Consider the following 14477-nt stretch of genomic DNA (forward strand, 5'->3'; position numbering starts at 1 on the left):
CTGTTTCTTAGCATCCGGTCAGTTCGACAATCGTCAAACTATAAACAGCCGCAAAACAAAAATAACCGTATCAGCCAACGGAGTTCTGCCATGCGCACCTTCCATAACAAAACCGCTCTGATTACCGGTGCCTCCAGTGGCATTGGCGAATCCTTTGCCCGCCAGCTGGCCGCTGCCGGTTGCCATCTGATTCTGGTGGCACGGCGCGAAGACAAATTACTGGCGTTAAAACAGGAGCTGGAGCACAGCGCCGGCATCCGCGTACAGGTGATCAGCCAGGATCTGGCTCAGCCCGGCTCGGCCACAGAGCTGTTTAATAAAACCCAGGCACTGCAGCTGCCCGTCGACCTGCTGATTAATAACGCCGGTTTTGCCCAGCATGGCTATCTGCTGGACGTGCCGATGCCGGTTCACAGTCAGATGATCCAGCTGATGGTCACCACCCTGACCGAGCTGACCTGGCTGTTCGCCGCCGATATGAAACAACGCGGCGGCGGCCATATTCTGCTGGTGTCATCCCTGCTGGGCTTCTTACCCGGCCCGCAGTTTGCCAGCTACGCCGGCAGCAAAGCCTATGTACTCAACTTTGCCGAATCGCTGGCGCGGGAACTGCGCCCGCACAAAATTCACATCAGCGCTCTCTGCCCCGGCGGTACGGCCACCGAGTTTATGGATGTATCCGGACAGAAGATTGAAGGCCTGCGCACCCTCGCCATTATGAGCAGCGATTCAGTCGCACGCGCCGGTCTGAAAGGCGTGATAAAAGGCAGGGCCAGCGTTGTCCCCGGGCTGCTGTATAAAGCCTCGGTGTTTGGCATCCGCTTTATTCCGCGACAGCTGCAGGCCATTTTCGGCGAAGCGGCAACGCGCTAAGCGTTGCTGTTCTGCTGATCCAGCCATGCCTGAACGGCAGGGCCTGTGCCTATGGGCCAGGCCTTCAGCTTATTAATCGCAATGTGCTTATAGGCAGCCAGCTCGCTGGTATCCATCACGATTTCCCCTTCGGCGTGCACCTCATACACCAGCAACAGCTGGTTGGCCTGAGCGAAGGGGTAATGACCCAGAAAACGGACGGCGGTACTGCTGAGCCCCAACTCTTCTTTAATCTCGCGCACAATACCCTGCTCCGGCGTTTCACCAGACTCCACAAAACCACTGACCAGCGCCAGCATCCCCTCCGGCCAACCGACATTATTCACCAGCAGTACATGCTCTTGCGTCTCTGGCTGCGGCCGGTGCAAAACGATTGCCGCAACCACCGGAACCGGGTTATTCCAGTGGATAAACCCACAGCCGATGCGCATGCAGATCAGGCGCTGATCCACCTTCCCGGGTTGCAGCTCAGCCGCACAATGCGGGCAATAACGAAATTCCGGCATTCTGTTTTCTCCTGAAACATCAATGTAACGCTGCGATGAAATGCTGAAACGAAACGCTGCAAAACTGGCGCCGCGCACATCCCACCTTTCCCCAGTTATAACTGCTTAAACCTGACAGCAACATGAACCGTTGCAAAAAGCAGTGGCTATCTGCCGACTTCTGGCACAAATGCCTCCTGCAAGCCTACCTACCAGTAGGTAGGCTAATCACAGTCGATACTAACAAACGCCCAGAGCGATGCCGCGATGACCACAAAATCCGCCAATGCCCGCCAGACCCGCCAGCAGCTGATTGATGTTGGCGCCGACCTGCTCTGCCGCCGTGGTTATACCGGCTTCAGCTATCAGGATCTGGCGCGCGAACTGGGCATCAGCAAACCCAGCGTGCATCACCACTTCGCACAGAAAGCCGACCTTGGCCTGGCACTGTGTGACTGGACCGAACAATGGCTGCGTGACGGTTTCGCGCACTTTGATCAGCATGGGCACAACGCACCGGACAAACTGCAGCGTTATCTGCGCGCCGCGGCCAAACACACCTTTAACGAACATAAGCAGTGCCCGCTCAGCGCCCTGCACAGCGATCTGGCGCAACTGCCGGATGCCATGCGCGCACGCCTGAGTGACCTCAGCCGGCTCGAAGTGGATTGGGTTGCTGCGGTGTTCAGCCAGGGGCTGGCAAACGGCGAGCTGCAGGCTCCGGCCACCGCCAGTGCGCAGGAACTGGCGCAGTTATTTATTTTTGCCTGCAAAGGCGCGCTGTATTACGCCCGCCTGTTAGGGCGCGAACACTTTGAGCAGAGTATGTCATTGCTGCTGCAACAATGGCTGCCGGATGCACAACCGGCGCATTCAAGCACAACCTTTTAACCATTTCCGAAACAGTAAAAACAGCCAACAGGAATACCGATATGAGCAATGTCCACGGCGCCGTCAGCGCCCTGTTTGAACCCATCACCCTCGGCCCGCTGCAACTGAGCAACCGTATTGTTATGGCTCCGATGACCCGCACCTACTCGCCGGGCAACGTTCCCAATGAACTGGTCGCGGCCTACTACGCCCGCCGTGCCGAAAATGAAGTGGGTCTGATCATCACCGAAGGCACCTGTGTCGGCCATAAAGCCGCTAACGGCTATCCGCGCGTTCCTTTTATTTATGGTGAAGACGCACTGGCCGGCTGGAAAAAAGTGGTCGATGCAGTACACGCCAAAGGTGGCAAAATCGCTCCACAGCTGTGGCACGTGGGCGCCATCCGTAAAGAAGGCGTGGAGCCTGATCCGTCAGTACCGGGTTACAGCCCGTCCGGTCTGGTCAAAGCCGGTAAAGAAAATGGCGTAGCCATGAGCAAAGAAGATATTCAGGAAGTGATTGAAGCCTTCGCTCAGGCGGCTGAAGATTCCAAACGCATTGGCTTTGATGCGGTGGAAGTACACGGCGCCCACGGTTATTTAATCGACCAGTTCTTCTGGGAAGGCTCTAACCAGCGTACTGACGAATACGGCGGTGATCTGGTTGCCCGTACCCGTTTCGCCTGCGAAATTGTCTCTGCCATCCGCGACCGTGTTGGCCCGGATTTCCCGATTATTTTCCGTTTCTCCCAGTGGAAACAGCAGGATTACAGCGCCCGTCTGTGTGAAACCCCGGAAGAACTGGAAGCCTTCCTCAAGCCACTGGTCGAAGCCGGTGTCGATATTTTCCATTGCTCAACCCGCCGTTTCTGGGAAAAAGAATTCGCAGGTTCCGACCTGAATCTGGCCGGCTGGACCAAAAAAATCACCGGTAAGCCGGTGATTACCGTCGGTTCTGTTGGCCTGAATGCCAGCTTTATTGATGAAGACAAACGCGACATGGTTGACGCCTCCGGTGTTGCCACCGCCTCCATCGATGAACTTGGCCAGCGCATGGCGGCCGGTGAGTTTGAACTGGTTGCCGTTGGCCGTGCACTGCTGCAGGACCCTGAGTGGGTACTGAAAGTAAAAGCAGGCCGCTATGACGAACTGGAAGACTACGATAAAAAATCGTTAATGCAGCTGGTGTAAGTACCACGCAGATAACACAGAACGGGCCTGATCAGGGCCCGTTTTTATTTCTGTCCGTTAATCCGGGCAATAAAAACGCGTTTATATTTTCCCGCCAGCAACAGAGTAGGCATTTCCGCAACCATCTGGCATGCTGCTGTTTTTATCCATCCGGATTACCGCAATATGCCTGCTTCTCATACCAGCTGCCTCTGTGGTGCAGTAAAAATAACCGCAACCAATATCAACCCTAAATTTACGGTATGCCACTGCCAATCCTGCCGCACCTGGGGAGGCGCGCCTTTCTTTGCTGTTCAGTGTGGTACAGAGGTTACGTTCGAAGGCGAAGACAATGTGAAAATGTACCAGTCATCCGCCTGGGCATCTCGCGGATTCTGCAGCGAATGCGGCACTCACTTGTTTTATAAATTAAAAGAAAGCGGTGAATACAACATGCCCGTTGGCCTGTTTCCAAAGCTGGAAGGGTTGAAAATGGTGATGCAATATTTCAGTGATGCCCGGCCTGATTACTACTGTTTTTCAAATGAAACTCAGGAAATGACAACCGCTGAAATCATGGCGTTTTTTGCTGAAAAAATGTAACCGCACCACCAGTAACCAGCTCAGCAGCAAGCCGCCCCCTGCGCCATCCTGCGCGTTGCTGACACAGCCAACCATCAGGCAGTGTCAGCATTGACCAGCGGCCGAAGCCCCGGCATAGTTCAGCCAACTTTTCAGGCTGTACGCAGGACGCTTTATGAACTGGATATTCAACAACCTCTTCAGCATTATTCTGGCCATTATTATTATCAGCCTGGGCTGGAAACTATGGCGTAAAATCGCCATTAAATTGCGTGCCCGGCATATACAGAATTATGCCTTTCCCGGCACCTTAAAACGCAAGGTGGCACAGCGCTACCCCCATCTGGACGAAGCTCAGCTGGCGCTGGTGATCGACGGATTACGTGAATATTTTCAGATCTGTAATATCGCCGGACGCAAACCCGTTGCCATGCCCTCGCAGGTGGTCGACCTCGCCTGGCATGAATTTATTCTGTTCACCCGCAAATATCAGGAATTCTGCCGTTCCGCTTTTGGCCGTTTTCTGCACCACACACCGGCCGAAGCCATGAGCACGCCAACCACCGCCGCCAACGGCATTAAACGCGCCTGGCGTATTGCCTGCGCCCGGGAATGGCTGTCAGCCAAACAGCCCAGCAAACTGCCGTTACTGTTTGCGCTTGATGCCCAGCTGGATATTGATGACGGATTTTTTTACCAGCTCAACTGTCAGATGGCAGCAACAGGCCCAAACAAGAAAACACAACACGACACAACGCCTTACTGTGCCAGCCATATTGGCTGCGCTTCCGGTTGCTCCGGCAGTGGCGGCTGCAGCGGCAGTTGCTCATCGGGCTCCGACAGTGGCTGCAGCTGCAGCAGCGGCTGTGGAGGAGATTAAACGAGAGTGATCAAACACTCACAATCACAACAAAGGATTCAAGCATGTTAACGGATACAACCGGGCTGTTTTTATCGCTGATTTTTGGCTCAATCGGTTTTGGTTATTTTATTTACGGTAAGCGCCAAAGCCATAAAATCGCACTGTGGAGTGGCGTTGCCCTGATGATTTACCCCTACTTTGTATCTAATCACTACGCCATGGTGATCACCGGAATTGGCCTGATGCTGGTGCCCAGATTTTTACGTCTGGACTAACCCCGGCATTCATACTGTCCAGCAATGCTGCGCTCATAATGCAGACGCAACCCAGCCAGCCCCATAAACTTAACTGTGCTTCTCCCAGCCACCAGGCCGTTAATACCGCGGTGACCAGTTCCATAATAATAATCAGCGACGAGCGGCTGGCAGGTAAATGACTGACGCCCCATTGCGACCCGAAAGACACCGCCAGAAGCCAGGTTGCACCGTACAGCATGGCCAGCAAAACGGCATTTTCCGATACCTGCAACAACTGATCGGAATTCTGTGTATCCGTCTGCCAAAGCCAGCTCAGCAACATAAAAAATGCGGCCCCCAGCAACATACTTTCTGCTTTTAATACCAGCGCAACCAGCTGCCCTTTACGGAATAAAATATTATTCGCTGCATAGGTAAAACCGGCAATCAGCCCCAGAGTATCGCCTGTTCCCCAGGGCGTTTTCAGTAAGGCCGCCTGCCAGTCGCTACCCGGCTGAATACCCGCCACCAGCACCACCCCCAACAAAGCCAGCATAATCATCAGCGCTTTGCCGGCACTGACGGTCTCATGCAGAAATAATCGTCCAAGCAAGGTGCTCCACACAGGTAACAGATAAAACAGCACCATGACCCGCACCACATTACCTTCCAGCAGCGCCAGCGAAAAACTGGCATTGGCCAGACCACCCACCAGAAATATTCCTGCTAACAACGCTTTATTCTGCTGCCAGTGCGCCAGCACCCTGTGCCACTGACGCCACAGGATCACCGCGGTCAGAACACTGGCCACGCTGTACGCCAGTAGCAGCAGTAATGAATGACTGATTCCGGCGTTTTCAATAGCGTTCAGTGGTATCCAGGCACTGCCCCAGAGAACCGACGCCAGAAACAGCACCGCCGCAGGATTCAGAAATTCACGCATACACACTCCCCGAAGCACCAAAACAAAACATGCGGATAAAAACTGCCCTTAAATGCGGCATAATTTTCTGTTTCAGATTTATTGATATGTTTCTCGCCCGACAATTTAGGGCATTTCTGTATGCCCTGTGCGCAAAAAACATTCATTTCCGTACTTTGTAAGAATTGGCACACCATTCGCAAATACCGTTGAGATGCGAAAACAATGGGGTGTTCTGCATCGCTCGCGGAATTGCTACACTGAGTTCCGTTAATAGGTCGCTAGGGTTCCGGTTTGTGTTGTTAAACATGAACGACTGGTCCGAGAGCAACCGACCTCAGCCGCGTGCGGGGGTTACACGGAGGGATAAAAGCCCGGGAGATCACTGGAACATTCGCTCAGGCCAGCCTGTGCAATGCCCCTTGTATCCGCTCCGTTAACCCGAACAGGAGTGCGCTTATGCGCCGGCTGATTAATCAGAGAATTTCCCGCCCACTGGCTTTTTTTCTGGGCGCCCTGCCCTTCATTATCGCCATCCTGCTCTATATGGCAGCCTCAACCGAGCGCCTGAGCGACAATCCGAACGACAAATTACTGCCCGCCTTCAGCACCATGGGCGACACGCTGCTGCGCATGGCGACCGAAGAAAATAAACGCAGCGGCGATATTCTGCTCTGGGTCGATACCCTCGCTAGCCTTGAACGCCTGGCCATGGGCGTTGGCATCAGTGCAACTATTGCTCTGTTATTTGGTTTAACGCTGGGCGCCCTGCCACTGCTGCGCGCGAATTTATCGCCCTTTACCACCGCCATCTCGATGGTGCCGCCCATGGCCCTACTACCGGTACTGTTTATTGTTTTCGGTCTCGGTGAAGTATCGAAAGTGGTGCTGATTGTGATTGGCATCACGCCATATTTAATCCGCGAATTACAAAGCCGTGTGTCGGAACTGCCGACCGAACAGTGGATTAAGGCCCAGACGCTGGGCGCCAACAGCTGGCAATTAATGCTGCGCATGGTGCTGCCGCAAATGCTGCCACGCCTGGTCGACGCGCTGCGCCTGTCGATGGGTGCTGCCTGGTTATTTTTAATTGCCGCCGAGGCAATCGCCTCGACCGAAGGACTTGGTTACCGGATTTTTCTGGTACGCCGCTATATGGCAATGGACGTCATCCTACCTTATGTGGTGTGGATCAGCCTGCTGGCTATTATTTCTGATCAGTTACTGAAACAACTGAACCGAAAATTATTCCCCTGGTATCAGCCGCAATAAATGCACTGATTTTTCAGACGCAGGATAACCACAAGGTGGAATCTGTATGAGTTTTATCGAATTTAAAAAAGCCAGCAAAACCTACGGCGATCAGCCGGTGCTGGACAATATCAATCTGAGCGTTAAAAAAGGCGAATTTGTGACCATGGTCGGAGCATCCGGCTGCGGCAAATCGACCTTTCTGAAAATGCTCTCCGGTCAGGAAAGCGCCAGCAAAGGTCAGTGCCTGCTGGATGGTCAGCCATTAACCGACGAACCCAGTGTCGACCGCGGAATCGTGTTCCAGAAATACTCGGTATTCCCTCATCTGAGCGTGCTGGACAACGTCATTCTCGGGCTGGAATTTGCCCAGAGTAAATTGCTGGCCCGCCTGTTTGGTAAAGCCCGCGCTCAGGCCAGAGAAAAAGCCATGGACCTGTTGCAGCGGGTAGGACTGCACAGCGCCGCCAATAAGTATCCACATGAACTGTCCGGCGGTATGCAGCAGCGTCTGGCCATTGCTCAGGCATTAATTAAAGAGCCAAAAATCCTGTTACTGGACGAACCCTTCGGTGCCCTTGATCCGGGTATCCGTGCCGATATGCACCAGTTAATTCTGGATTTATGGCAGCAGACCGGCACCACTATTTTTATGGTCACCCACGATATTGGTGAGGGTTTTTATCTCGGCAGCCGATTACTGGTATTCGATAAAGTCCGCCACGACCCTATGGCTCCCAATGCCTGGGGGGCGACCATTACCTACGATTTAAAACTGAACCAGGCCAATCATGGCCAGCTGGCTAAAAGCGGCGACAGCGCTCAGGAACATTCTTTATACAACGATATTCAGCACTCAGTTCATGCCACAGCCCGTGTGCAGGACGAGGCAGGTATAAATACCGAAATAGGTGCCTGAAGGAGAAACCATGACTCAGTTAAGCAACAAACATCAGCAATTTTATCAGGGCGAGGCCGTTTATCAGGATACTCTGGGAGGCGGCTGCCACTGGTCGATGCGGGTAAAAAAAGGCACAGTCATCACCTTTACCGACCTGCACGGCGGCGCCAATCTTGGTCTGTTAATGTTTAACCCATACGACCTGCTGGAAAAGTACAACGCACCGGATACCTTAAAATGCCAGCATACCTTTAAGCTGACTCAGGGCCACTGTCTGTATTCCGACATGGGCCGTATTTTTGCCTCTGTCGTGGCCGATGACTGCGGCTGGCACGACACAGTCTGCGGCAATATTAATAAAGCCATGGTGGCAGAAAAATGGGGCATTAAAACCTACCAGGAAGCCCGTAATGGCTGGACACAGAATGGCTATGACAGCTTTCTGGTGGAGTTCGCCAAATACGGTCTGTCACGCAAAGACATGGCTGCCAACCTTAATCTGTTCAGCCAGGTTCAGACCGATGATCTGGGTAATATGCTCTATATCGGCGACGCGTCAAAGGCCGGCAATGCCATCACCTTACGTTTCGAAATGGACACCCTGCTGATCATGCACACCTGTCCGCACCCGTTAAACAATGCCGCCGAATATCCTGTGCGGCCGGTGCATTACCATCTGGGCAGAGCCGCCGCCGTTGCCGGTGATGATGAGTGTAAAAATCACTGCGCAGAAAATCAGCGCGGTTTTCACAACAATTTTCTCTATAACTTCTGCGAAGCCTGAGGAGCCGTACCATGATTAAAGCAAGCACACTGCAGCCCCAGGATGCCAGTTTCCGCCAGACAGTACTGGCCGGCGATTATTTTATTCACCGCATTGCCGCCGGACAGACCCTGCGTATTCTCGATCTGGAAGGTAATCAGGCCGCCGATACCCTGTTTTATAACGCCGATGATCCGAGCGAACGCTACAGCGCCACCGATACCATCCGCGCCCAGGGTAATGTATACCTGACAGCAGGCTCGGTATTAATGACCAACGAAAACCGCCCGCTGCTGGAAATTGTCGCCGATACCTGTGGCCGGCATGACACCTTAGGCGGTGCCTGCGCCACCGAATCCAATACCGTGCGCTACAGTCTGGAAAAAAAGTGCATGCACGCCTGCCGTGACAGCTGGATGCTGGCCATTAACGAGCATGAAGAATACGGGCTGGATAAAGCCGATATTACCCACAATATTAATTTCTTTATGAATGTACCGGTCACCGCTGAAGGCGGGCTGACCTTTGCCGATGGCATTTCCGATGCCGGAAAATATGTCGAGCTGAAAGCCCTGATGAACACCATCGTGCTGATATCCAACTGCCCGCAGCTGAACAACCCCTGCAATGCCTATAACCCGACACCGATTGAAGTGATTGTCTGGTAAACCTGCCTGCCGATCAGAAAATTCATATTTCAAGCAGCCGGACGACCGGCAGGCTTCAGTATTTATGCAGGACGACCTGCCTCTTGTGCAACAACATATGTGAAGTGACACAAGACATTTAAGAATGAGGCAAGACCATGTTTAAAAAAGTCTTAATCGCCAACCGTGGCGCTATTGCCAGCCGTATTATCCGCACCCTGAAAAAAATGAATATTCAGGCGGTTGCGGTTTACCATCAGGCCGACCAGCATTCGTTGCATGTCCAGCAGGCCGATGAGGCTTACTGCTTGGGTGATGGCACGGTCGCGGATACCTACCTGAATCAGGAAAAAATTCTGCAGATTGCCAAAGACTGCGGTGCTGAAGCCATTCACCCCGGTTATGGATTTTTAAGCGAAAATACCGGTTTCTCCCATGCCTGTGATCAGACCGGCGTGATCTTTCTTGGCCCCACCGCCGCACAAATGGATGCCTTTGGTTTAAAACATTCAGCGCGCGCACTGGCACAGGACAATAAGGTTCCGCTGCTGCCGGGTACCGAACTGCTGACCGATATTCACAGCGCCATCATTGAGGCCGGGCGTATTGGTTATCCGGTGATGCTCAAAAGCACCGCCGGTGGTGGCGGTATTGGTATGCAGCTGTGTTACAGCGAGGCCGAACTGCAACAGGCGTTTGCCTCAGTTAAACGTTTAAGCGCCAATAACTTTGCCAACGATGGCGTATTTATCGAAAAATTTGTCGAAAAAGCCCGCCATATCGAAGTACAGATTTTTGGTGACGGTAAGGGCCAGGTACTGGCATTGGGTGAGCGCGACTGCTCCATTCAGCGCCGCAATCAGAAAGTGCTGGAAGAAACACCGGCACCGGGTTTGACCGCCCAGCAGCGGGAGGCATTACACACCACGGCAGCGCGTCTGGGCCGCTCGGTTAATTACCGCAGTGCCGGTACAGTCGAATTTATTTACGATGCAGATTCCGGCGAATTTTATTTCCTCGAAGTGAATACCCGCTTACAGGTTGAGCACGGCGTTACCGAAGAAGTCTACGGTATTGATCTGGTGGAATGGATGGTGCGCCTCGGTGCCGGTGAAACGCTGCCACTGACAGAACATTTCACACCCAAAGGCCACAGCATTCAGGCACGGATTTATGCCGAAGATCCGGCACAGGATTTTCAGCCCTGCGCCGGATTATTAAGCAATGTGCGCTGGCCACAACACCTCTTATTGCAATCTCAGTCTGATAAGGCCTCAGGCTGGCCATCACTGCGTATTGATACCTGGGTAGAAAGCGGCTCAGAAGTACCGGCTCTGTTCGATCCTATGCTGGCCAAAGTGATTGCCACCGCCGCCAACCGCGATCAGGCGCTGGCAACCCTGGCGGAGGCGCTGGCCGACACAGAATTGTACGGACTGGAATGCAACCGCCGTTATCTGCTCGATATTCTTAAGGATAAGCGCGTACAAGCCGGTGACGTGTACACCCAGTTATTAAAAACACTGCAACACCAGCCCACCAGCGTGCAGGTATTAACCGCCGGTACACAAACCACCCTTCAGGATTTACCCGCGCGCATTGGCTATTGGGATATTGGCGTGCCACCGTCAGGCCCGTTCGATGGCTATTCTTTTGCTCTCGGTAACCGTTTACTCGGCAATGCAGAGCAGGCCGCGGGTCTGGAAATTACGTTAAAAGGCCCGGTGCTTAAATTTAACGCACCAACAAGGATATTACTGGCCGGTGCCACCACCAGCGCCAGCCTGACCCGAGCGGGCCTACCCCCTGGCAGCCTGAGCCACAACAGTACAACCAGAAATATTGAATTCTGGCAGGTCATTGATATTAATGCCGGCGATATTCTCGACTGCGGCATCGTTGGCAATGCTGGTGCACGGGCTTATTGTTTAATTGCCGGTGGTTTTAACTGTCCGGATTATCTGGGCTCAAAATCCACCTTTACTCTTGGTCAGTTTGGCGGCCATAACGGTCGCGCATTATTACCGGGCGATGTGCTGCATTTTTCCGCAGATAATAAAGCAGAATCTGCAACTCTTAACGATCCGGCTTTGCTGCCCGCGATTGCCAACGAGTGGGAGTTACGGGTTATTTATGGCCCTCACGGTGCGCCGGAATTTTTCACCGACAGCGATATTGAGCGCTTCTTTGCCCACACCTGGGAAGTGCACTACAACTCCAGCCGTACCGGTGTACGCCTGATTGGCCCCAAACCGGAATGGGCACGGGAAGATGGTGGTGAAGCCGGGTTACACCCATCCAATATCCACGACAATGCCTACGCCATTGGTACCGTCGATTTTACCGGTGATATGCCGGTGATTTTAGGGCCGGACGGCCCGAGTCTGGGCGGCTTTGTCTGCCCGGCCACGGTGATCACCGCGGATTTATGGAAACTCGGTCAGTTAAAAGCCGGCGATAAAATCCGCTTTCTGCCGGTCAGCCAGCAGACCGCGGTGGCCTTAAACCGCGCGCAGCAAAACAGCCTGACAACATTGAGGGCAGAGAATTGTGCGGTTGAGCGCTGGTTACCGGACAGCCCGATTGTGCACAGTATTGCTTATACCGGTCAGGCAGACTCACACCCGACCGGTGTCGTTTATCGCCCCAGCGGTGATCAGTACTTACTGGTGGAATACGGCCCGCTGCAGCTGGATATCCGCCTGCGCTTCCGCGTTCATGCCTTAATGCAGTATTTAAACACACAGAATATTACCGGCCTGTGGGAACTGACACCGGGCATCCGCTCGCTGCAGCTGCACTACGATTCCAGCCGCTTAAGTCAGCAGGAATTACTGCAGATATTAATTGCCGCCGAAGATCAGCTGGGCGACTTGCAGGATGCCGAAGTGCCGTCGCGCATTGTTCACCTGCCACTGTCGTGGAACGACGAAGCCTGCCAGCTGGCGGTGAATAAATACATGCAATCGGTACGGGCCGATGCGCCCTGGTGTCCGGATAATATTGAGTTTATCCGCCGTATCAATGGCCTGAATTCCATTGATGAAGTGAAAGACATTGTCTTTAACGCCAGTTATCTGGTGATGGGCTTAGGCGATGTGTATTTAGGTGCTCCGGTGGCAACACCCATGGACCCGCGTCACCGTCTGGTCACCACCAAATATAATCCGGCGCGCACCTGGACGGCAGAAAACTCCGTCGGTATCGGCGGTGCTTATATGTGTATTTACGGTATGGAAGGTCCGGGCGGTTATCAGTTTGTTGGCCGCACCCTGCAGATGTGGAACCGCTATAAAACCACCCGCGAATTTACCCAGCCCTGGCTGCTGCGCTTTTTCGATCAGGTACGTTTTTACGAGGTCAGCCACGACGAACTGATGACGATCCGCCAGCAGTTTCCCCATGGCCAGTATCCAATAAAAATCGAAGAAACCCGCTTTAACCTGGCGGAATACGAACGCTTTTTGCAGGAACAGGGCACAGGTATTTCAGCCTTCCAGCAGGAACGGCAAAAAGCTTTTCAGGCAGAACTTGAGGAATGGAAAGCCTCAGGAAAATTCCATTACGACAGCGAACCTTCGGTGCTGGAAGAAAGCGATGAGCGCCCGCTGGCAGAGGGTGAATTCAGCATCGACAGCCATGTATCCGGCAACGTCTGGCAATGTCTGGTTAAACCCGGCGATCAGGTCAGCGCCGGTCAGCCTCTGGTGGTGCTGGAATCCATGAAGATGGAAATTGAAGTCAGCAGCCATCAGAGCGGTACCGTGGTGGAAGTGCTGCGCACAACCGGCCAGAGCGTCAGTCCGGGCAAAGCGCTGGTCATTCTGCAAACAGCCGGTAACGGGGAGTAATCACTCCCCACTTCTCTGTGGCAGGTACTGGTAATGCCCTGATCATTCTGCAAACAGCCGGTAACGGGGAGTAATTACTCCCCACTTTTCTGTGGCAGGTACTGGTAATGCCCTGGTCATTTTGCAAACAGCCGGTAACGGAGAGTAATTACTCCCCACTTTTCTGTGGCAGGTAATGGTAATGCCCTGATCATTCTGCAAACAGCCGGTAACGGAGAGTAATCACTCCCCACTTTTCTGTGGCAGGTACTGGTAATGCCCGGTAATCCGGTAACGGAATAACATATCCTCCAGCACCGGACCGGCGCCGATGTTATGCACGATTAACGGCCTGCCGGAGCCTGACGCATAGCGATCGCTGACCACGCCAATATGCGGCAGATTGCCCGGCAGCATCCAGGTCACCAGATCCCCCGGCTGATAATCGGCCGGGTTATCACTGACGGCTAATGTCTGGCCATTACGCTGAAAAAACGCCTGTAAATTCGGCACCCGGCGATGGTCAATATTGGTATCGGTACGGGTCATACCCCAGATACGGCGCGATGGGTAAGCGGCAAAATCAGCCACCATATCTTCGTGCACCCGTTGCTGTAAATCGACACCCAGAGCGCGGTAGCTGCGAATCACCACATCGGTGCATACGCCAATGTCTGGCGCCACATCACCATTGGGATAGGCAATTTTCTGGTAAGCGCCGTCATAGCGCACCTGCTGCGTCGTACGCTGCAATGCCGCGGCCACCAGCTCCTGACGGAAAGCCGCAGTATTGCCCTCCCCGGCATAAACCTGCACTGTGGCCAGTATAAAGACCAGCAGCGTTGCGCCGGGCAACCATTTCAATGTCTGCATCCTGTTCATAACCTGAGATTCCTTTCGTTAATGGTCGCGGATATCTGAGCATCATAAGGCATAACCCTAGCCTTACCCGCATCAGGATTGACCAGAATTCCCGCCGTTAGTGCCAACAGCAATAAACGCCAGACCTCGGTTTCAACCAGTAATCTGTGCATATTGATCATTGCTCTGTTATTCCGGGTTTGCCATCATGCCCGCCATACTGAA

At 53.4% G+C, this 14477-nt stretch carries 14 protein-coding genes and 1 riboswitch; of the genes, 11 read left to right on the forward strand and 3 right to left on the reverse strand.

Annotated elements, in window-relative coordinates:
* Window positions 1-90 precede the first annotated feature (90 nt).
* Window positions 91-873, forward strand: coding sequence for an SDR family NAD(P)-dependent oxidoreductase (locus tag MT343_RS12960; protein ID WP_145470028.1), 783 nt, complete (start codon window positions 91-93; stop codon window positions 871-873).
* On the opposite strand, the gene MT343_RS12965 is transcribed toward MT343_RS12960, so the two are convergent.
* A complete protein-coding gene (locus tag MT343_RS12965) occupies window positions 870-1379 on the reverse strand; it encodes an NUDIX domain-containing protein (protein WP_145470027.1) in 510 nt (169 codons plus the stop codon). The two genes, MT343_RS12960 and MT343_RS12965, sit on opposite strands and share 4 nt — an antisense overlap.
* A 246-nt stretch (window positions 1380-1625) precedes the next feature.
* Here MT343_RS12965 and MT343_RS12970 point away from each other — a divergent pair, with 246 nt between their 5' ends.
* The 5 genes from MT343_RS12970 (at window position 1626) to MT343_RS12990 (ending at window position 5116) form a co-directional block, all read left to right on the forward strand.
* Window positions 1626-2249, forward strand: coding sequence for a TetR/AcrR family transcriptional regulator (locus MT343_RS12970; protein WP_145470026.1), 624 nt, complete (start codon window positions 1626-1628; stop codon window positions 2247-2249).
* Window positions 2250-2290: 41 nt separating this feature from the next.
* Window positions 2291-3418 carry an NADH:flavin oxidoreductase gene (locus tag MT343_RS12975; RefSeq protein ID WP_145470025.1) on the forward strand — a complete coding sequence of 376 codons (1128 nt, stop codon included), beginning with the start codon at window positions 2291-2293 and terminating at the stop codon, window positions 3416-3418.
* 165 nt (window positions 3419-3583) lie between these two features.
* Entirely contained in the window at window positions 3584-4000 is a 417-nt protein-coding gene (locus MT343_RS12980; protein ID WP_145470024.1) for a GFA family protein, read from the forward strand.
* 154 nt (window positions 4001-4154) lie between these two features.
* A complete protein-coding gene (locus MT343_RS12985) occupies window positions 4155-4859 on the forward strand; it encodes a glycine-rich domain-containing protein (RefSeq protein WP_145470023.1) in 705 nt (234 codons plus the stop codon).
* Window positions 4860-4903: 44 nt separating this feature from the next.
* Window positions 4904-5116 (forward strand): hypothetical protein, encoded by a 213-nt coding sequence (locus MT343_RS12990; RefSeq protein ID WP_145470022.1) that lies wholly within the window; start codon window positions 4904-4906, stop codon window positions 5114-5116.
* On the opposite strand, the gene MT343_RS12995 is transcribed toward MT343_RS12990, so the two are convergent.
* On the reverse strand, window positions 5067-6020 hold the full coding sequence (locus MT343_RS12995; RefSeq protein WP_145470021.1) for a DMT family transporter: 954 nt from the start codon (window positions 6018-6020) through the stop codon (window positions 5067-5069). The genes MT343_RS12990 and MT343_RS12995 overlap by 50 nt on opposite strands.
* Window positions 6021-6269: 249 nt before the next feature.
* Window positions 6270-6382: riboswitch (guanidine-I (ykkC/yxkD leader) on the forward strand.
* A gap of 76 nt (window positions 6383-6458) precedes the next feature.
* On the opposite strand from MT343_RS12995, the gene MT343_RS13000 reads away from it, so the two are divergent.
* From MT343_RS13000 to uca, 5 genes are all read left to right on the forward strand, one after another.
* Entirely contained in the window at window positions 6459-7271 is an 813-nt protein-coding gene (locus MT343_RS13000) for an ABC transporter permease (RefSeq protein ID WP_145470020.1), read from the forward strand.
* Between the two features lie 46 nt (window positions 7272-7317).
* The gene (locus tag MT343_RS13005) at window positions 7318-8169 is read left to right on the forward strand and encodes an ABC transporter ATP-binding protein (protein ID WP_145470019.1); all 852 of its coding nucleotides are present in this window, start codon (window positions 7318-7320) and stop codon (window positions 8167-8169) included.
* A gap of 10 nt (window positions 8170-8179) precedes the next feature.
* Window positions 8180-8935 (forward strand): urea amidolyase associated protein UAAP1, encoded by a 756-nt coding sequence (locus MT343_RS13010; protein ID WP_145470018.1) that lies wholly within the window; start codon window positions 8180-8182, stop codon window positions 8933-8935.
* 11 nt (window positions 8936-8946) lie between these two features.
* Entirely contained in the window at window positions 8947-9582 is a 636-nt protein-coding gene (locus MT343_RS13015) for an urea amidolyase associated protein UAAP2 (protein WP_145470017.1), read from the forward strand.
* Between the two features lie 137 nt (window positions 9583-9719).
* Entirely contained in the window at window positions 9720-13412 is a 3693-nt protein-coding gene (gene uca, locus MT343_RS13020) for an urea carboxylase (RefSeq protein ID WP_145470016.1), read from the forward strand.
* Window positions 13413-13634: 222 nt separating this feature from the next.
* On the opposite strand, the gene MT343_RS13025 is transcribed toward uca, so the two are convergent.
* Entirely contained in the window at window positions 13635-14273 is a 639-nt protein-coding gene (locus tag MT343_RS13025; protein WP_243989400.1) for a DUF1287 domain-containing protein, read from the reverse strand.
* Window positions 14274-14477 lie beyond the last annotated feature (204 nt).

The organism is Venatorbacter sp. C2-1, from assembly GCF_022832715.1.
GTDB lineage: Bacteria > Pseudomonadota > Gammaproteobacteria > Pseudomonadales > Oceanobacteraceae > Venatoribacter > Venatoribacter alkanivorans.